Source organism: Rhizobium grahamii CCGE 502 (assembly GCF_000298315.2).
Lineage (GTDB): Bacteria > Pseudomonadota > Alphaproteobacteria > Rhizobiales > Rhizobiaceae > Rhizobium > Rhizobium grahamii.
This window is the reverse complement of record NZ_AEYE02000003.1, coordinates 236,923-255,431: the sequence shown is the minus strand read 5'-3', so window position 1 is coordinate 255,431 and position 18,509 is coordinate 236,923. Positions and strand designations below refer to the sequence as shown.

The 18,509-nt window shown below is 60.1% G+C and carries 19 protein-coding genes and 1 tRNA gene; 9 read left to right on the top strand and 11 right to left on the bottom strand.

The window, feature by feature from the left end; genetic code table 11:
- Positions 1–127: 127 nt before the first annotated feature.
- A complete protein-coding gene (locus tag RGCCGE502_RS02385; RefSeq protein ID WP_016552567.1) occupies positions 128–1,153 on the bottom strand; it encodes a sugar ABC transporter substrate-binding protein in 1,026 nt (341 codons plus the stop codon).
- A gap of 230 nt (positions 1,154–1,383) precedes the next feature.
- Between RGCCGE502_RS02385 and RGCCGE502_RS02380 the strand changes: the two genes are divergently transcribed.
- Together RGCCGE502_RS02380 and RGCCGE502_RS02375 are read left to right on the top strand one after the other, a co-directional pair.
- Entirely contained in the window at positions 1,384–2,631 is a 1,248-nt protein-coding gene (locus RGCCGE502_RS02380) for an ROK family transcriptional regulator (protein ID WP_016552566.1), read from the top strand.
- A complete protein-coding gene (locus RGCCGE502_RS02375; RefSeq protein WP_016552565.1) occupies positions 2,615–3,097 on the top strand; it encodes an RbsD/FucU family protein in 483 nt (160 codons plus the stop codon). The genes RGCCGE502_RS02380 and RGCCGE502_RS02375 overlap by 17 nt, the downstream gene beginning before the upstream one ends.
- A gap of 3 nt (positions 3,098–3,100) precedes the next feature.
- Here the strand turns inward: RGCCGE502_RS02375 and RGCCGE502_RS02370 are convergent, their stop codons facing one another.
- The 4 genes from RGCCGE502_RS02370 to RGCCGE502_RS02355 form a co-directional block, all read right to left on the bottom strand.
- On the bottom strand, positions 3,101–4,138 hold the full coding sequence (locus tag RGCCGE502_RS02370) for a 4-hydroxyproline epimerase (protein WP_016552564.1): 1,038 nt from the start codon (positions 4,136–4,138) through the stop codon (positions 3,101–3,103).
- A gap of 803 nt (positions 4,139–4,941) precedes the next feature.
- Positions 4,942–5,313, bottom strand: coding sequence for a hypothetical protein (locus RGCCGE502_RS02365; protein ID WP_016552563.1), 372 nt, complete (start codon positions 5,311–5,313; stop codon positions 4,942–4,944).
- Positions 5,314–5,480: 167 nt separating this feature from the next.
- Positions 5,481–5,804, bottom strand: coding sequence for a hypothetical protein (locus RGCCGE502_RS02360; protein WP_016552562.1), 324 nt, complete (start codon positions 5,802–5,804; stop codon positions 5,481–5,483).
- Positions 5,805–5,900: 96 nt separating this feature from the next.
- Positions 5,901–6,887 carry a GlxA family transcriptional regulator gene (locus tag RGCCGE502_RS02355; RefSeq protein ID WP_016552561.1) on the bottom strand — a complete coding sequence of 329 codons (987 nt, stop codon included), beginning with the start codon at positions 6,885–6,887 and terminating at the stop codon, positions 5,901–5,903.
- A 116-nt stretch (positions 6,888–7,003) separates the two neighbouring features.
- On the opposite strand from RGCCGE502_RS02355, the gene RGCCGE502_RS02350 reads away from it, so the two are divergent.
- The 3 genes from RGCCGE502_RS02350 to RGCCGE502_RS02340 all read left to right on the top strand — a co-directional run bounded on the left by RGCCGE502_RS02350 (position 7,004) and on the right by RGCCGE502_RS02340 (position 8,843).
- Positions 7,004–7,576: a cysteine hydrolase family protein gene (locus tag RGCCGE502_RS02350; protein ID WP_016552560.1), complete on the top strand. Its 573-nt coding sequence runs from the start codon at positions 7,004–7,006 to the stop codon at positions 7,574–7,576.
- Between the two features lie 157 nt (positions 7,577–7,733).
- Positions 7,734–8,204 (top strand): aminoacyl-tRNA deacylase, encoded by a 471-nt coding sequence (locus RGCCGE502_RS02345; RefSeq protein WP_016552559.1) that lies wholly within the window; start codon positions 7,734–7,736, stop codon positions 8,202–8,204.
- A 375-nt stretch (positions 8,205–8,579) separates the two neighbouring features.
- The gene (locus RGCCGE502_RS02340) at positions 8,580–8,843 is read left to right on the top strand and encodes a hypothetical protein (protein WP_016552558.1); all 264 of its coding nucleotides are present in this window, start codon (positions 8,580–8,582) and stop codon (positions 8,841–8,843) included.
- A gap of 141 nt (positions 8,844–8,984) precedes the next feature.
- Here the strand turns inward: RGCCGE502_RS02340 and RGCCGE502_RS02335 are convergent.
- The 3 genes from RGCCGE502_RS02335 to RGCCGE502_RS02325 form a co-directional block, all read right to left on the bottom strand.
- Positions 8,985–9,061, bottom strand: a tRNA-Arg gene (locus tag RGCCGE502_RS02335).
- Between the two features lie 122 nt (positions 9,062–9,183).
- On the bottom strand, positions 9,184–10,707 hold the full coding sequence (locus RGCCGE502_RS02330; protein ID WP_016552557.1) for an ATP-binding protein: 1,524 nt from the start codon (positions 10,705–10,707) through the stop codon (positions 9,184–9,186).
- A 155-nt stretch (positions 10,708–10,862) separates the two neighbouring features.
- Positions 10,863–12,863, bottom strand: coding sequence for a methyl-accepting chemotaxis protein (locus tag RGCCGE502_RS02325; protein WP_016552556.1), 2,001 nt, complete (start codon positions 12,861–12,863; stop codon positions 10,863–10,865).
- 446 nt (positions 12,864–13,309) lie between these two features.
- Here RGCCGE502_RS02325 and rpmH point away from each other — a divergent pair, with 446 nt between their 5' ends.
- The 4 genes from rpmH (at position 13,310) to yihA (ending at position 16,455) form a co-directional block, all read left to right on the top strand.
- Positions 13,310–13,444, top strand: coding sequence for a 50S ribosomal protein L34 (rpmH, locus tag RGCCGE502_RS02320; protein WP_016552555.1), 135 nt, complete (start codon positions 13,310–13,312; stop codon positions 13,442–13,444).
- Positions 13,445–13,465: 21 nt separating this feature from the next.
- Positions 13,466–13,867, top strand: coding sequence for a ribonuclease P protein component (gene rnpA / locus RGCCGE502_RS02315; RefSeq protein WP_016552554.1), 402 nt, complete (start codon positions 13,466–13,468; stop codon positions 13,865–13,867).
- On the top strand, positions 13,867–15,660 hold the full coding sequence (yidC, locus tag RGCCGE502_RS02310; protein ID WP_016552553.1) for a membrane protein insertase YidC: 1,794 nt from the start codon (positions 13,867–13,869) through the stop codon (positions 15,658–15,660). Before rnpA ends, yidC begins: the two co-directional genes overlap by 1 nt.
- 135 nt (positions 15,661–15,795) lie before the next feature.
- A complete protein-coding gene (yihA, locus tag RGCCGE502_RS02305) occupies positions 15,796–16,455 on the top strand; it encodes a ribosome biogenesis GTP-binding protein YihA/YsxC (protein ID WP_016552552.1) in 660 nt (219 codons plus the stop codon).
- A gap of 52 nt (positions 16,456–16,507) precedes the next feature.
- On the opposite strand, the gene RGCCGE502_RS02300 is transcribed toward yihA, so the two are convergent.
- From RGCCGE502_RS02300 to RGCCGE502_RS02290, 3 genes are all read right to left on the bottom strand, one after another.
- A complete protein-coding gene (locus RGCCGE502_RS02300) occupies positions 16,508–17,065 on the bottom strand; it encodes a fasciclin domain-containing protein (RefSeq protein ID WP_016552551.1) in 558 nt (185 codons plus the stop codon).
- Positions 17,066–17,188: 123 nt separating this feature from the next.
- A complete protein-coding gene (locus tag RGCCGE502_RS02295; protein ID WP_016552550.1) occupies positions 17,189–17,908 on the bottom strand; it encodes an anti-sigma factor in 720 nt (239 codons plus the stop codon).
- The gene (locus RGCCGE502_RS02290) at positions 17,905–18,444 is read right to left on the bottom strand and encodes a sigma-70 family RNA polymerase sigma factor (RefSeq protein WP_016552549.1); all 540 of its coding nucleotides are present in this window, start codon (positions 18,442–18,444) and stop codon (positions 17,905–17,907) included. Before RGCCGE502_RS02290 ends, RGCCGE502_RS02295 begins: the two co-directional genes overlap by 4 nt.
- Positions 18,445–18,509 lie beyond the last annotated feature (65 nt).

The window sequence follows — 18,509 nt, the reverse complement described above, 5'->3', positions numbered from 1 at the left end:
ACCGCGCGCGGAAGCCCTGCCCCATATCGCTCCGGACTTTGTTCGCCGGCTCCCGAGACAGCAGCTATGGTCGGTCGAAACCGGCCGAGGATCAAGCCCCGGCCGGCGGTAAGTTATATTGTGGGATTTAGCCCCAGCACTTGTCAGTGCCGACCTTCGTGTCGATCGACTCGAGGCCCGAAACAGGCTTGTCGGTCACCAGCGAAACGCCGGTGTCGAAGAAGGACTTGCCTTCGGTCGGCTTCGGCTTTTCACCGCTGTCGGCAAACTTCTTGATCGCCTCGATGCCGAGCGACGCCATCAGCAGCGGATACTGCTGCGAGGTAGCGCCGATCACGCCTTCCTTGACCGACTTCACACCCGGGCAACCGCCGTCAACCGAGACGATCAGAACGTTCTTTTCCATGCCGACAGCCTTGAGGGCCTGGTAGGCGCCGACAGCAGCCGGCTCGTTGATCGTGTGAATGACGTTGATGCTCGGATCCTTCTGCAGAAGGTTTTCCATGGCCTTGCGGCCGCCTTCTTCGTTGCCGTTCGTTACGTCGTGACCGACGATGCGCGCATCGTCTTCATCGCCAATCTTGTTCGGATCCTTGGTGTCGATGCCGAAGCCCATCATGAAGCCCTGGTCGCGCAGAACGTCGACGGTCGGCTGCGATGGCGTCAGGTCAAGGAAGCCGACCTTGGCATCCTTTGCCTTGTCGCCGAGCGTTTCCTTCGCCCATTGGCCGATCAGCTTGCCGGCGAGCAGGTTGTCGGTTGCGAAGGTTGCGTCGGCGGCGTCAGCCGGATCGAGCGGCGTGTCGAGTGCGATGACCAGCAGGCCTGCGTCGCGAGCCTTCTTGACCGAAGGAACGATGCCCTTGGTGTCGGACGCGGTGATCAGGATACCCTTCGCGCCGTCGGCAATGCAGCTTTCGATCGCAGCAACCTGGCTTTCGCTGTCACCATCGATCTTGCCGGCGTAGGACTTCAGCGTGACGCCCAGTTCCTTGGCCTTGGCCGTCGCGCCTTCCTTCATCTTCACGAAGAAGGGGTTGGTGTCGGTCTTGGTGATGAGGCAGGCCGAAACGTCAGCTGCCATGGCAGGCGCCGAAAAGGCGACTCCTAGAGCGAGCGCGCCGAGCGCGGCGGAAAGCACTGATTTCTTCATTGAGTCCTCCCAGAGATTTGCCGACCCGCCCCAGGCGGTGCCGGAATTGACAAGCACAAGAACCGCTGCGGTCTCGCCGGCGGCCTCCCCAAGCCGTTCCGTGCCGTTGACGATGGCAATTAAGAGCGAAAGAAATCGCCTTGTCAATAAATAAATCCAATTGAATTATTAATTCCGTATGGCATGCTTCGCAAAAATAGGGCATAGGCCAAGAGACGGGAGGAGCGGCTATGTCGTCTTTGGACGGTCCGGTGCAAACACCGGCCCAACTGCCCATTTTAAGTCCGGCAGGAGGCGCCAACCAGATCAGGGTGCGCGCCTATAACGAGCGACTTGTACTGTCGCTGGTGCGTCTCTACGGCTCCCAGTCGAAGGCAGATATCGCGCGACGCACGGGTCTTTCAGCGCAGACAGTATCCGTCATCATGCGGGCACTTGAGAAGGAAGGGCTGCTCTCCCGCGGCGAGCCGGTGCGCGGTCGGGTTGGCCAACCATCGATCCCGATGCGCCTTAATCCGGATGCCGTCTACTCGTTCGGCGTGAAAATGGGCCGACGCAGCGCCGACTTGGTGCTGATGGATTTCCTGGGCCAGATCCGCCTGCAACTGCATAAGACCTACGCCTATCCGCTGCCCGATACTTTCCTGGACTTCATCACCTCGGGTATCCGAGAGCTCGAAGGCCGGCTCGACGAGAAGCAGCGTAGCCGTATTGCCGGCATCGGCATTGCAGCGCCGTTCGAGCTCTGGAACTGGGAAGAGGAAGTTGGATCACCCAAAGGCGCGATGGACGTGTGGCGCGACTTCGATCTCCATGCCGAGATGGCCACGCGCGTCCCCTACCCGGTTTACCTGCAGAACGATGCGACAAGCGCCTGCGGCGCCGAGCTCGTGTTTGGTGTCGGCCCCTCCTATCCCGACTTCGTCTATTTCTTCATCGGCTCGTTCATCGGCGGTGGAATCGTCCTCAATTCCGCGATCTTTTCCGGACGCACCGGTACGGCAGGAGCCATCGGCCCGCTTCCGGTCCGTGGGAAGAACGGAGAGACGCTGCAGTTGCTGGAAGTTGCCTCGATCTTCGTGCTGGAGAACATGCTGCGCGAGCGCGGCATTGACCCACAGCCGCTCTGGTATTCGGCCGACGACTGGATCGACTTTGGCGAGCCCCTCGAAACATGGATCCAAGACACCGCCAAAGCGCTGGCGCAGGCAATCGTCGCAGCGGCATCGATCATCGACTTCAGTGCGGCCGTCATCGACGGCGGCTTTCCCGGATGGGTGCGGGAGCGGATCGTGCAGGCGACGATCCGCGAGGCGGATCTGCTCGACCTTCAGGGCGTTGTCATGCCTGATATCATCGAGGGCGCGGTCGGTGCCCATGCGCGTGCCATCGGCGGCGCCAGTCTGCCGATCTTCGCGCGCTACCTCACGGACCAGAACGTTCTATTCAAGGAGGTCGAATATGCTGAAGGGACTTAACCCGCTTCTGAGCCCCGAACTGCTTTCGACGCTGCGTGCCATGGGGCATGGTGACGAGATCGCGATCGTCGACGGCAATTATCCCGGTGTCGAGCATGCGCGGCGGCTGATCCGCCTCGATGGCCATGGCATTGTGCGCGTTCTCGACGCCGTCTTGAGCGTCCTGCCGATCGATGATTTCGTGCCGGATGCGATCTTCCGCTCGACCGTCAAGGCCGATCGCGACAAACTCGATCCTGTGCATGAGGAAATGATCGACTGCTGCGCCCGTCACGAGCCGCACCGACAAGTGGTGCCGCTCGTTGGCGCCGACTTCTACAATCGCGTGCGAGCCGCGCATGCCGTGATCCAGACCAGTGAACCACGGCTTTACGCCAACATCATCCTGCGCAAGGGGGTCATCTACCCGGAGCAGGCGGGCGACCACGCCGTCGAAAAGGCAGAGGTCGACCCTTTCACCTATTGAGCGTCAGATCTCGCCGGCCAATGGGCCCCAGACATCGGTCAGGGCAAAGCCACCCGGATGCGGATCGAAAGGATCGAGAGCGACCTGTGAAAGCCCGAAGGTGAAGCCTCGCCCGGTAATCGTCGGAACGATGGCGGGACGGCCCGCGACTTCGGTTTCCGCCAGCAGCCCAACTTCGAACTCCGAACCGATGATCGAGCGTGACTTGAAGGCATCCCCGACCTTCGCCTCGCCCCGCGCGTGCCGGGCTGCAAGGTTGGCGGAATTGCCCGTGCCGCAGGGTGAGCGATCGGCGCGGCCCGGCCACATGGTGGTGCAGGTGCGAACGGTGCCGTCGGCCTCGAGGTCGCGGAACATGACATAGGCAACGCCGGAGATTGCCGGAATTTCCGGATGGACGACCTCGATGCCGCGGTTGATCAGCTCCTTCAGCACCATGCCTGCCTCTACGAGAGCCGCGGCATTGCCTTTCTCGATTGTTAGATTGATCTGCCCGACATCGACCAACGCGTAGAAGATGCCGCCATAGCAAATATCGACCTTGATCTTGCCCCAGTGCGGCGTGTCGACGTCAACGTCGAGTTCCTGCACGAAAGACGGAACCATGGTGAGCTTGACCTTCTCGCAACGCCCATCGCGGCAGGTCGCTGTCGCCTTGACGAGGCCGGCGGCCGTTTCCAGCGTGACGATGGTTTCCGGCTCCTTCATCTCGACGATGCCGGCTTCCAGCAATGCCGTCGTGACGCAAATCGAGTTCGAACCCGAGCTGGCGTGCGCCTGATCGGGCTGCAGGATGATGAAAGCCGCATCGGCATCCGGATGCTTCGGCGGCAGCAGCAGATTGACGGAGCCGATCGGAGCGCCGCGTGGCTCGAGGCACAGGAAACGGCGGAGTTCCTGACCCTTGGGATCGGTGTTCAGCCAGTTCAGTTGTTCGGCGACCGTATTGCCAGGGATCTTCGGCACGCCGCCGATGGCGACCTTGCCGATCTCCCCTTCGGCGTGAACATCCAGAAGCTGGATCGTGCGCTTCCATCTCATCAGTCAACTCCTCTCGAGCATATCGTATCATGTCGGCCGAAGCAGCTTCGGCATCCGCGTCATCTTATCGGTCTGATATATCAGATCGTCGGCGGTTGCCTATGGGGAATTTTCGTTGATGCGGACTTGCGGCAGACCAACCGCCCGCAACACGCCAGGCAATGTACCGCGACGGCGGCCGTCACAGCGTGCGAGAAGCCCCGATTTATCGATGCAGGAGGCAAAATAGAAAAGAGCCCGGTGCGGGAGGAGGTGCACCGGGCTCTTGATCCTGACTGACAACTGGGAGGAGGAGTGTTGTCAGTCCGATGAAGGAGCGCTGGGAGGAGGAGTGCGCTGCCTTCGAGGTAATAGATAGCCCATTGTTTCGATCAGGAATAGGGAGATTACCGCAACGCAGCAATGCGAAAAACGCATACCTTGTAACTGCAGCCGGCCTCTTTTTGTGGCATTTTTGATCAACTAGTCAATTTTTTGGGCGAAAACGGCGCTCAATCTGCCGGAATTGCGCGATGAAACGTCAGGATTCCCATTCGAGGACCGATAAAGGGCCATCAGTGGCCCGAACTCTCGCCAATTGCTGTCACGCCGAATTATGCGAACCAGCCGAGGGAACGTCTACGCTGCGGAACACGAATTGATGTGGAGCTCGACTGCGGTAGTGGGCCGAACGGCGGAGCGCCGATACGATCTGTTGCGAGTCGCCCTTCGCCGACGAACCTCGAAAAGTATCACCAGCAGTTGAGGGAAGCAGTGAATGTGAAGGCGGGAGCTATCCCGCCTCACATTCAGACGTTACGTCTTCAGTAGCCGTTGTCGCATGGCATGCTGCCATCACCGTTGGTGCCGCCAAACGTGTTCTGGCAGTAGGTCTGGCGCTGCATGGGTCGCACCGGCTGAGTGCCGATGGAACCTGTCGTACCGCCCTCAACACCGAAGGCGGCCAACGGATACCAGTAGCCATCTGGCCCGCGGCGGGTGCCGGCGCGCTCAGTGCGCGAGCCGCGATAGCCGTTGAAATAGCCTGCCCGCGGCTGATTATACTGCACCATTTCGACGTTCGAGGCGGTTGGGAGAGGAACCTGCTGCACAGGCGCCGCCTGAACGGGAACAGTTGGTCGCAGTAGGAGGAGCGCTCCGGCTGACAGGGCGAAAGCAAAGCTGGACATTTTCATGATAAATCCTCCTTCCTGGATTTATCAGAGAAAAATGCGTTCCTGCGTAGCAAAGTTCCGCGATCACACGTTCCCTCCTGCAGTCGTGATCAGCGGCGATTGCGCGTGAAGCAGGCTGACGCGGCAGGCGCCACGGCGGGCTAGGCGGCAGGCTTCAGGCAGCGAGCTTATCGGCCGTAAATTCGATACCCTTGGCTCGACAGACAAGTGACATATTGCCGTTGTGCCGCGGCGATCGCGGTCGCTTCCTGCTGGGCGGGATCGATCGGATAGCGGCCCATTCCGGCGCGCAGCTCGTACTGCTTCTTTGATTCCCGGTACATGAAATTGCTGTCGCCGGTGCAGATGTGATGCGCAACGGCCGGCAGATTGAGCGGTGGATCGGAAGGCCACGCGACGGGTACAAGTGTCGGCATATTGGCATCGACGCAGCTGGCAAGCGTTGCCATGACCGCGCACAACGCAAACGCTTGCACCGTATTCCTCAGCATATTTCCTCCGGCCATGCGCCATGAATCGCTGCTTATGCAGCGCCCATTGCACCATCGCGTCGCAATATTGCGCCAAGCTAGCCAGCCGGCCTCAATTCATGCCCTGCCGTTCAATCCGAAGCGGCTGCGGTAGTCTCCCGGCGACAGCCCGGTAATCTTCTGGAACACCTTGCGGAAGGCGCCCGGATCCTCGTAGCCGGCAGCAACGGCGATCTGCTCGACGGTACGTTTCGATGACTCCAGCATTTCACGCGCCTTGCCGACCCGCAGATGCTGGCAGTATTCCGTCGGTCGAAACCCTGTCGCCTTGTGGAAACGGCGAAGGAAGGTGCGCTCTTCCAGGCGCGCGCACTCGGCCATCGCGGGCAGCGTGACTTGGCGTGCGCCGCTCGCGTGTAGCCAGTGCTGCACCTTCAGGATCTGTTCGTCGCCATGGTTCAAGCGCGGCGAGAAGCTGCTATAGCAGCGTTGCTCCCTTCCAGGTGGATCCACCAAGAGGTAGCGTGCCGTCTCCAGCATGACAGCCGATCCCAACAATCTGTCGACGAGCTTCAGGCCGAGATCGGTCCAGGCCATCAGGCCGCCGGCGGTAATGACGTCGCCTTCATCGATGATGAGCTTGTCGGTATCGACCCGCACGTCGGGAAAGCGTTCAGCCAGTACCGCCGCGTAGGTCCAGTGAGTCGTCGCCATCCGATGCGCCAGAAGACCTGTCTCGGCAAGCAGGAAGGCGCCGATACAGACCGAACTCAGCGTCGTTCCCTCGGCATGCCGCTGGCGAAGCCATCGGGCCAGCGGAGCGGCCTCCTCGGATGTCATCGGTTCGCCGAAGCTCGGGGGCAGCAGCAGCACGTCGGGCGGCCCCGGGGTGCCAGGTGCCGTATCGAATACGCGCTCGACCGCCTCCGCGGCTTCTGTCTCCTGCCAATGGCTTACGCGCAACGCCGGGCTCCCCGAAGGGCGCTGCCTCGTTGCAAACCGATTCGCCAGATTGAATAGATCAGTCAGCCCATAGACGGCTGCGAGTTGGACGTGCGGATAAAGCAGGATGCCGATCTCGGTCGGTGGGCTGGCTTGGCTCATTTGTCAGTTTTGACCTCGATAATGTCAATTTCGCCAATCCACACCATGCCGCTTCCGACATAGTTTGTCCATCAACGGACGGGACCGTCCCGGAAGGAATAAAAGGATATTAGGACATGACCAAACAAGCCCTCATCGTCGTCGACATTCAGAACGATTATTTCCCGAACGGCAAATGGCCGTTGAGCGGCGCCGATGCCGCTGCCGACAATGCTGCACGGATCGTCGCGGCGGCCCGCGATGCCGGCGACCTAATCATCCACGTCAGGCATGAGTCGATCGGCGAGACTGCGGCTTTCTTCCTTGCAGGGTCCGAGGGTGCACAGATTCATCAGAAGGTGTTGAATCGACCGGGCGAGACCGTCATCGTGAAGAACCATGTCAACGCGTTTCGTGAAACAGACCTGAAGGCGACGCTTGATCGTCATGGCATCGAAGAGGTTACGGTCGTCGGCAGCATGAGCCACATGTGCATCGATGCCGTGACACGCGCCGCCAGCGATCTCGGCTACCGGGTAACGGTTGTCCATGATGCCTGCGCAACACGCGACCTCGAATTCAACGGCACGCTGGTTCCTGCCGCACAAGCGCATGCGGCGTTCATGGCAGCGTTCGCCTTTGCCTACGCCTCCGTGCTCTCGACGGACGAGGCACTGGCCAAGCATGGCGAGGTGAGAGTCTCCGCCTAGGAAGGAGACAGCCGGCGCGCCTAAGTGGTGCGCCGAACTTGCGTGACCGCCATGGTCCTGTGGCGGTCACGCGTTGCACCCTTCGCCGTTGACTTCGCGGACGATGAGAGGAGAATGCCCTGTATGCCTTCCGACGCAATCTTAAGGGGAACCCGAGATGACCATCGCAAGGAAGCTTCGGGACTATATCGACGGTGAAGGCATCGCCTACGACACCGTGCCTCATCATCGTACAGCGACGACCAGCCAGTCAGCGCAGGCCGCCCATGTTCCGGGCAGCAGGCTCGCCAAATCTGTCGTCGTCCATCACGAAATGGGATATGTACTGGCCGTTGTTCCGAGCACTCACCGGCTCGAGCTCAGCACGCTGCAGGATGTGATGAACAAGCGCCTCGGCCTCGCCTCGGAAAATGAAGTCAGCACACTTTTCGCCGATTGCGATATAGGTGCGGTCCCGCCGATCGGATCGGCGTACGACGTGCCTGTCATTCTCGACGAAAGCCTAGGCGACGCCAGTGACGTTTATTTCGAGGGCGGTGACCACACGACGTTGGTGCATGTCAGCGGACCCAACTTTCGCAACCTGATGAAGAATGCGCAAATCGCCCGCTTCAGTCACCGACCGTAGGGACGTCCAGGGGCGGCGGATCACGCGATTGCCGACATCGGCTGACTTTGGTGGGTCTCGGGAAGACTCGCGAGTCTCACACCATACCCTGGTTGGAGTCGCGTGATTTTCATGACTGACGTGCGCGTCGTTCTAACGCAGCCTCGCAAATCACAAGCGGCCTTCCTGGCATCCGGACAATCGAAGAAAAGCGTTGATCGCCGCGATCCACAATCGCTCCATTGCGGCTGTAGGCGCGTCGACTACCCTCGCCGTCTTGGGACTGCCAGACGGCGACGTTTATGAACGGCCGCCTCAGCCAAGGTTCATGTTCAGAAAAATATCCTTTGAAACAAATGCCTAACCAGCGGCGTTACGTGCTCAAAGGAGTAGAACATGAAAAAGCTTATTACCGTAGCAGCCATTGTCCTGACATCGCTTGCATCAACAGCCGCCCCTTCGTTTGCCGATAATGTCAGAGTGATTATTGGAACGCCGGGCTACCATGATGATTACCGGCCCAACTATCGCCACGGCCCGCCGCCACGCTACTGGCGCGATCGCCACTATTCTTCCTACCAGCGCTGCTGGAGGGAACCCTACCAGGTGCGCAGCCATCACCATGAGATTACCAAGTACAAGACGGTTTGCCGCCACTGACGATATCTGACGCCACCGCAGACCAAATCCCTGCAGCCCTGCCGAGTCGGCGGGGCTTTTTTTTCGCCTAAGCCGCAGAGGGATGCGTTGCGCGCGCAGAACCGGCGCCAACCGGACATAAATATGATATGATGAAGAGAATGGCGCACCCGAAGAGATTCGAACTCCTGACCCCCAGATTCGTAGTCTGGTGCTCTATCCAGCTGAGCTACGGGTGCGTGCCGGAAGCGGCCGAACCGCTTGCGTGGGCGGTTCTCTAAAGGGTCCTTTCGGGGATTGCAATAGGCTTTCTGAAAAAATCGCGACTTTGATGGCGCAGAGCGGAAATGCGCAAAATGCATCACTTTTCCTGCAGCGCGCGGCCGCGGTAGTCGTCGAGCGATAGCGGGCGATCCGGAATCTCGATGCGAAACTGCGTTCCAACCGAAGGCTTTTCCACAAGAGCGATGGTGCCACCGTGCGCCAGCACGAGTTCGCGGGCGATCACCAGCCCCAGGCCCGTTCCGCCGGAGCGGGCCGAGCCGCGGAAGGCGGCGAAGAGATTTTGTCGGGCCTTTTGCGGCATACCGGGCCCGGTATCATCGACGATGATGCTGACCACGCTGCCGACGCGCTGCGCCGAAACGGTGATGCGCTTGGCGCCCTCGGCTCCGCGCGCTATCGCCGGTGCGCTGAGGGCCTGCACGGCGTTGCGGCAGAGATTGTGGATGACACGAAACAATTGCTCGCTGTCTGCATCGACCTCGAGCTCGGGCGCGACCTGGCCGACGAACTCGATACCGCTCTGAGCATCGATCGCCAACATGTCCTTCACGTCCTGGGTCAGGTCATGGAGCCGGATGCGGCGCCGACGAGGTGCCGCTTCGCTTGCCTGGCCATAGGACAGCACCTCAGTCGTATAACCGACGGCGCGGTCGATGGTGCGCAGCAACTTTGGCGCAAAGGCCTTCACCATCGGATCATCGACGTCCACAAGACGGTCCGACATCAGCTGTGCCGAGGCCAGGATGTTGCGCATGTCGTGGTTGATCTTGGAAACTGCTAGGCCGAGCGCTGCAAGGTTTCTCTGCTGCTTCAGCGTCTTCTGCAGTTCCAACTGCATGGAGGTCAGGTGCCGTCCGGCAACGGCAAGCTCGTCGCGGCCGCCGTCGCCGACAAAGACATTCTGCGGATTTTCGGGATCGGAGGAGAATTGCTGCATGCTGCCGGTTAGCTTGCGAATCGGCCGAATCAGGATGCGGTTAATCGCGAAGAACACCAGCGTCGCGGTAAACAGTGAAATCAGGATCGACAGCAGAAAGACGTTGCGGGAATAAACAAGCATCGCATTGCGGAGGTGCTTGTCCTTCATCAGCACTTCGACACCGGTATTGGTGTCCTGTACCGGACCGTAGACGCGGATCAGGCGGTTGCCGCCAAAAATCATCGTATCGAGCGCGTCGCGAATCGCGGTCACTGGTGGCACATCGGTCAAATCATACTGTTCATCGACGGAGGTCGGCATGTCCGTCGTCGCAAGTAGGCGCGAGGTGCCCTCTTTCCGCAGCACGATCGCCTTGGTGCCGGTCGCTTCCAGGGTTTCCTTCTGCAGCGCGCGCGGCAGTTCCACCGGCTGCAGACCGTCGATCACGATCGCGGCCGCGGCCGCGGCATTCAGCCTTTCGTCCAGCCACCGCAGGCGCATGGTGGCAACCGACGGAAAGAAGATCAGCACCTCGGCGAGCATGATGCAGACAACCGTCAGCCACAGCAACTTGCCGGAAAGCCCGCCGAACTTGCCGGACGGGCGCTGGTCCGCCTGGTCGGCCTCGGTCCCGGCAGCACCGCCTGGGAGAAGATTGTCGCCTTGATCGTGGGCTTGCATTGTCTTTCGTCCGCTTGGCGCCGGGCGCCCTTTGCGCGTTCTATATTAGACGATGACGGTCCGCTTTCAAATCTTTGCGAGCAAACCCATTTGCGACAAAAGGAAACGCCGCCCTGAGGCGGCGTTTCGCGGCTGTCCAAGAAAGTGCCGGGCGATTAAAACTCTTCCCAATTCTGCTCGGCGACGGCGGCGTTGCCGCTGAACGCGCGGGCGACGGTCCCCATGGCCCGGCGGGCCGGAGAGGCCACCGGGCGATGTTCCTGATGGCGCGCGACGGCGACGGCCGCCGCTGCCGGCACGTTGGAGACCTTGAAGCGGGAGATCAGGCGGACAAGGCCATCGGCTTCGCCGGAGAGCTTATGCGTTGCCGCCGAGGTTTCCTCGACCATGGCGGCGTTCTGCTGCGTCACCTGATCCATCTGATTGACGGCGGTATTGACCTCCTTGAGGCCAGTTGATTGCTCCTTCGCAGCCGTCGCGATCGAGTGGATATGGTCGTTGATCGCGTTGACGCGGCGTTCGATCTGGGACAGCGCCTCGCCAGTCGCCTGCACCAGCTTTACGCCAACCTGTACTTCATCGCCGGATTTGGTGATCAGGCCTTTGATGTCCTTAGCGGCGGTTGCCGACCGCTGTGCCAGCTCGCGAACTTCCTGAGCGACGACGGCGAAACCCTTGCCCGCCTCGCCTGCACGCGCCGCTTCGACGCCTGCGTTCAGCGCCAGCAGGTTCGTCTGGAAGGCGATCTCGTCGATGACGTTGATGATCTGGCTGATTTCGCGCGAAGCCTGCTCAATGCGACCCATTGCGTCGACGGCATTGCGGACGACCACGCCCGACTTGCCGGCGTCGTCCTTGGCCTCGGAGACCATGACACTGGCTTCCTGAGCGCGCTCGGTCGAATTGTTGACGACCGCGGTGATCTCGTCGAGAGCCGCCGAGGTCTGTTCGAGGGCAGCGGCTTGCTGCTCGGTGCGCTTGGAGAGGTCGTCGCTTGCGGCGCGCAGCTCGTTTGTGTTGCCGTGGAAGCCTTCGGCCGTCTCGCGTACTTCGCGCATCGTTGTCTGCAGCGTCGCGAATGTGCTGTTGACGTTCTGCTGCAGTTCGGCGAAGGCGCCCTGGAAGTTGCCGCGCATCGTCTGCGTCAAGTCGCCCTCCGCCAGACTTGCAATCACCCGGCGCGTTTCGCCGACACCGGCATCGATGCTGGAAAGCAGATGGTTGATGTTGCTGGCGAACTGGTTGAGGTTGTCGTCGCCGTAGTCCTTTTCGATGCGGCGGCTGAAGTCGCCGGCGGCTGCGGATGCAACGACGACGGACATGCTGGACTGCAGATCGTCGCTCTTGGCGCGCATGGCGGTTTCCTGCGCATTCATGCGACGTACGGCGAGACCATTCTCCTTGAAGACAGCGACCGCGGCGGCCATTTCGCCGATTTCATCCTGACGTCCCGCAAAAGGCACTTCGGCCTCAAAGTTACCGTTGGCAACCTGCTTGATCGCGTCCGTGACCTTCTTGATCGGGCGGCTGAGCTGAATTGTGCCGATGTAGAAGCCCATACCGACGCCAGCCACAATGCCGACACCGGTAATCGCAATCACGAGCCACAAGACGGAGGTGCGCGAGCTTTCGACCTGTGCATTGACAGCATCGAGTGTCGCCTTGTCGGTCGCGACGATCGCATCGATCTCCGCCTGGAAAGCCTTGCGATTGGCTCGGTTGGCGTCGTTGTTGCCCTGCTCGTTCGCTGCCTGCGGGCTCACTTCGGTGCCGAGGCGGGCTGTTTCAGCGCGGAACGTCCGGAATTCCTTGGCGCGCTCGGTCATTTTCACGAAGGTGTCTTTCTGGCTTTCAGGAACCAGCGGAGCCCAGGAGGCAATTACCTTGTCGATCTGATCGAGATCCGTCAGCAGCCCCTTGGCGAAGGCAGCGGCTTCCTTTGTCGAGGGAGCGCCGTAGATTCCGCGGGCCTCCATGACCGTCGCCGTCACGAAGCGGTTGAGGCGCTCGCCGTAGTAAGCACGATCAGACGCGTCTTCATAAGCCGACAGGTTCCCGTCATATTGATGTACGGCCCAAAGTGCCGTTGCCCCGATCAGCAAAGCAACGCCGCACATGGCGGAAACGAGCAGATTGATCTTACCTCGGATTTTCAAAGGAAGCCCCCCAGAAACTGATGACAAGCCGGGAAAGCTTTCCGGCCGATAGCTAAATTTGGCCGAAATAAATTAACGTTAGATTTCGGATGCTTGGTCGCCTAACTACAAAAAATTACCTGTACTTAGTCGTCGACGTTTGGTTTTTTGCGCCGAAAAACGCTAGATCGCCCCGAGAATGCGCGCAGCAGTTGCGAACGAAGAAAAATATTACGCACGGCCGACGTTAACGCGCTGTCACAAACATTAATGTGCATCGCTAAATCTTGTAACAGAGGGCCGAAATCCAGAAATTCCGGGCGATAATTGACTTTGACGGCCTTCATCCGTATAAGCCGCCGCACGTCCGGTCATATAAGGCTCTCGTTAGCCTCGCCCGTTCGAAAAACAACGCTCCTTGCAATATGCAAATTCAAGAAGGGCCGCACTCCGCGGTGTTTAAATAAATGAAGCGTACCTACCAACCATCCAAGCTTGTTCGCAAGCGCCGCCACGGTTTCCGTGCACGTATGGCCACCAAGGGCGGCCGTAAGGTTATCGTTGCTCGCCGCGCACGCGGCCGCAAGCGTCTTTCGGCCTAAGGCCGAATTGCCCGATAAGAGATGGCGGGCGAATTGACGACCAATAAGAAGAAAATGACTGCCGGGCGGCTGAAAAGCCGCCCGCAGTTTCTTGCTGTCCGCAATGGCGAAAAGCGCAGGGGCAGCTTCTTCCTGCTCGAAGTCCTCGACCGGAAGGAACCAGAGGCCGAAGCCCGCGTCGGCTTCACCGTCACCAAGAAACATGGCAACTCGGTCGAAAGAAACCGCATGAGGCGGCGCCTGAAAGAGGCGGTGCGACTTCATGCAGGGTTTGCAATGCAGCCCGGACACGACTATGTGGTTGTCGCGCGAAGAGACGTGCTGCAAGCACCCTTCGAAAAATTAGCCGCAGAGCTCAAAACTCGCGTCGAGACCAAGCCGAAACACAAGCGGTCCGGAGACGGCCGCCCCAGGAACGTATGATGCAAAACAACCGCAACTACTTCATTGCGATCGCCCTCTCCGTGCTGATCGTTCTCGGGTGGCAATTCCTCTACATGAATCCGCGCATCGAAGCGCAGCGCAAGGCGGAACTCGCTCAAAAAGCGCAGCAGAAGACCGAACAGGTGCAGACCCCTGCTGCTGGTGGCGCGGGTACGGCCCAGACGAGTGGCGCCGCGCCTTCCGGCCAGGCTGCCGCGACAACCTCGCTTGCTGACGCACTTGCCAAGAACCCGCGCGTCACGATCGATACGGCTGCTCTTGCAGGCTCGATCAACCTTGTCGGTGCGCGCCTCGATGACCTGAAGCTCAAGGGCTATCACGAGACCGTGGATGACTCGAGCCCGATCATTACGCTCTTCAGCCCGTCGGAGACGAAGGACGGCTACTTCGCCGAACTCGGCTACATCGGCGACGCCGCTACCGGCAGCGTTCCGGGTCCCTCGACCGTCTGGACCGCACCGGAAGGGGCTAAGCTGACCGAAACGACCCCGGTTACGCTCACCTACACCAATGACAAGGGCATCACCTTCGCCCGCACCATCTCGGTCGATGAGCACTACATGTTCACGGTCACTGACAAGGTTACCAATGCGGGCCCGGCTCCGGCGGCATTGTCCTCCTATGGCCGCGTCACCCGTTACAACAAGCCTGCCGTTGCCTCGACCTACGTGCTGCACGAAGGCTTCATCGGCGTCATCGGTGACAGCCTGCTCGAGAGCAAGTACGCCGCTGTCGAGAAGGAAGCCGTCACGCCTGCAACGGCAACCGGTGGCTGGCTCGGCATCACCGACAAGTACTGGGCGGCAACGATCATTCCGCCGCAGCAGACCCCGTATGATGCACGCTTCACGCACTTCACGGATGGTCAGCCGCGTTTCCAGGCCGACTACAAGCAGAACGCCGTTACCGTCGCTCCTGGCCAGTCGCTTGAACTGAAGAACCTCGTGTTCGCAGGCGCCAAGGAAGTTCCTGTTATTGACGGCTACGAGAAGACGTATTCGATTCCGAAGTTTGACCGGTTGATCGACTGGGGCTGGTTCTACTTCCTGACGAAGCCGATGTTCAGGCTGATGGACTTCTTCTTCCGTTACTTCGGAAACTTCGGCGTCGCCATTCTGATGACCACCATCGTCGTCAAGGCGCTGTTCTTCCCGCTCGCCAGCAAGCAGTACGCTTCGATGGCGAACATGAAGCGCGTGCAGCCGAAGATGGAGGAGCTGAAGGCCAAGTTCGGCGACGACCGCATGGGCCTGCAGCAAGCGACGATGGCGCTCTACAAGGAAGAGAAGATCAACCCGATCGCCGGTTGCTGGCCGATCGCGCTGCAGATCCCGATCTTCTTCTCGCTCTACAAGGTGATCTACATCACCATCGAGATGCGCCACGCGCCGTTCTTCGGCTGGATCCAGGACCTTTCGGCGCCCGATCCGACCTCGTTCATCAACCTCTTCGGCCTGCTGCCGTTTGCGGCTCCCGCCTTCCTGCATCTCGGCGTCTGGCCGCTGATCATGGGTGTGACGATGTTCCTGCAGATGCGCATGAACCCGACGCCGCCGGATCCGACGCAGGCAATGATCTTCAACTGGATGCCGCTGGTCTTCACCTTCATGCTGGCGAGCTTCCCGGCCGGTCTGGTCATCTACTGGGCGTGGAACAACACGCTGTCGGTGATCCAGCAGTCGGTAATCATGAAGCGCCATGGCGTGAAGATCGAACTCTTCAGCAACCTGAAGGGGCTCTTCAAGCGAAAGCCGGCCCCGACGGAGAAATGACAAAAGCCCCGCTTCGGCGGGGCTTTTCATTTCAGCCGGCGTTGCTGCGGTAACCTGGCAGCTGCCGGTCGGTTGACAAAATCACCCGAAACCTGAATGCCATAGGCACATTGGATCTGGACTGGAAAAGGCCGAATGACCGACAACAAGAACGACAAGCCGCTGTTCGGGCGCCCCTGGACCTTTATCCGCGGCGTTCCGTCCCTGAAGTTCCTGCCGCCGGAAGGGCCGCTGGAAGTGGCCTTTGCCGGCCGATCGAACGTCGGCAAGTCATCACTGATCAATGCGCTCGTCAGTCACAAGGGACTGGCGCGTACCTCGAATACGCCGGGGCGCACACAGGAACTCAACTACTTCGTGCCGGAGGGTTACTCCGGTGAAGCCGGCGACCTGCCACCCATGGCTCTCGTCGACATGCCGGGCTATGGCTACGCGCAGGCGCCGAAGGATCAGGTCGATGCCTGGACGAAGCTCGTCTTCGATTACCTGCGCGGCCGCGCGACGTTGAAGCGGGTCTATGTGCTGATCGACAGCCGCCATGGCGTGAAGAAGAACGATGACGAGGTTCTCGATCTGCTCGACAAGGCGGCCGTCTCATACCAGATCGTTCTGACCAAGACAGACAAGATCAAGCCACCGGCTGTGATCAAGCTGCTCGCGGACACCGCGGAAAAGATCAAGAAGCGGCCGGCGGCCTATCCCGGCATCATCGCCTCCTCCTCGGAGAAGAGCGAGGGTCTCGATGACCTGCGTGAGGCGATTGCCCAAACGGTCGGGATCACCAACTGGAAATGAAAAAAGGCGCCCAGATGGAATTGGGCGCCTTCCGCTGACTGCCTGAACCGGCTTACATTTTCGGCAGCAGAACCTTGTCAACGACGTGGATGACGCCGTTCGACTGCTTCACGTCAGCGATGGTCACATGGGCGACATCGCCGTTTTCATCGGTGATCGTGATCTTGCCCATGTTTTCCTTGGCCTTCAGCACGCAACCGCCGACCGTCTTGATGTCGTGTTCTCCACCGTCGGCCTTGATCATCTTGGCAACGGTTTTGGCCATCGCGTCAGCGGCGACGACGTGGCAGGTCAGGACCTTCGTTAGTTGGGCCTTGTTTTCCGGCTTCAGCAACGTATCGACCGTGCCGGCGGGCAATTCCGCGAAAGCCTCATTGGTCGGAGCAAAGACTGTGAAAGGTCCCTTGCCTTCGAGCGTCGATACGAGACCAGCAGCCTTTACCGCCGCAACCAGCGTCGTGTGATCCTTCGAGTTCATGGCATTCTGCACGATATCCTTGGTCGGATACATTGCGGCGCCACCGACCATTGGGTTCTTGGCCTGCGCAGTGAAAGCAAATGCGGAAACGGCAGCAGCAAGCACGCTCAAGCGCAGTGCGGACTTCATCATGATGGTTCTCCTCTAGCGTCCGTGGCTAAGCCGACCGGATGCCGACATTCCTTACGGACATGAGGATCTACGGGAGGTTCGTGGGGAGAGTTTCAGCCAGAGCGCAAACTTGCTGAAAAAAGGTCAACGGCGGTGCGTCGTACCGCTAGCCACGATCGGCCCGGTGGCCTGCCCGGTCGGCGAGCCGCCGAAAGGCTCGAGGCTGACCGCAAGGACTGCGCCTTCGTCAACGCTGCCGCGCATATCGACAGGGATGACCAATTCGCCTGTTTGACCCGGAGGGAATACGCCAAGCGATCGTGGTGCACCGCTTGCCGGAACAAGCCAGAGCTCCAGCGACTTCTCTTCGGGCTTGCCGGTGGCGATGGGTACGATCCGCAGTTTTCCGCTCTGTCGTTCATAGGAGGCAAGTAGATTGACCTGGCTGCCGGAGGCCGTCAGTTCTGCCACGAGCGGTGCTGAGGCCTGAGGCGGAGTGACGGCAACAGTGGCAATCGTCAGTGCGCCCGCGGTGATCAACAGCGAGACGAGCGCGAGACAGCGCCAGAAAATGAGCGAACCCCACACTCCACGCGCCGGCGCCGGAGTTGCTTCCGGCGCACCAAACAACCGCGCCTCGATCTGCTTGAACGTTTCCTGGCTGGGGCTGACGACGTCGTAATCGTCGTTGAAGGAGGAGAGATTGGTTTCCCAGCGGCTGACGATCGCCGCGAACTGCCTGTCGCGACGCATCCGCTCCTCTACAACTCGCCGATCCTTGAAGGAAAGAACACCAAGAACATACTCACCGGCGAGTACCTCGTCGCGGGAGCGGCCTCCCTTGCTCTGATCCGGCGATGTCATCGTTCCATGCACTCTCTCAGTTTCAAGAGGCTGCGACGCAGCCATGTGCGCATCGTGTTCAAAGGGACGCCAAACTGATGGGCCAGTTCCTGATAGCTCTGCCCTTCGACGTAAGCTTTCTTCACCGCCATTGCCCGATCAGCTTCCAACTCTTCCATGCAGGTGTCAATGCGCCTTCCTTCATCCTTGATCACAGTCTGTATCTCGGGGGAGGGTTCGTCATCCGCGAGGTCGTAGGCACTATCGAGTTCGTCGGCGATCGGCTTTCGCGCGCGCATGATGTCGATCGCCTGGTTGCGCGCGATTGCCGCGAGCCAGGAAGACGGCGTACCGGATCCGGCAGCGAACACGCCGGCACGCTGCCAAATCTTCACGTAGACTTCCTGAAGCGATTCCTCGGCCTCGGTTCTGTCTTTCAAAATACGCAGGCAGATGGAAAAGAGTTTCGGGCTGGTCTCGCGATAGAGCGTGGCAAAGGCCTTGCGATCGCCGATCGCCACGAGGCTGATCAGATGCGCGATTTCGTCGCTTGTCATGCCATGCCCCTTACCACTAGCCCGACTCCCGGGCTTACTGCCAGCTGATACGGCAAACTAATGGC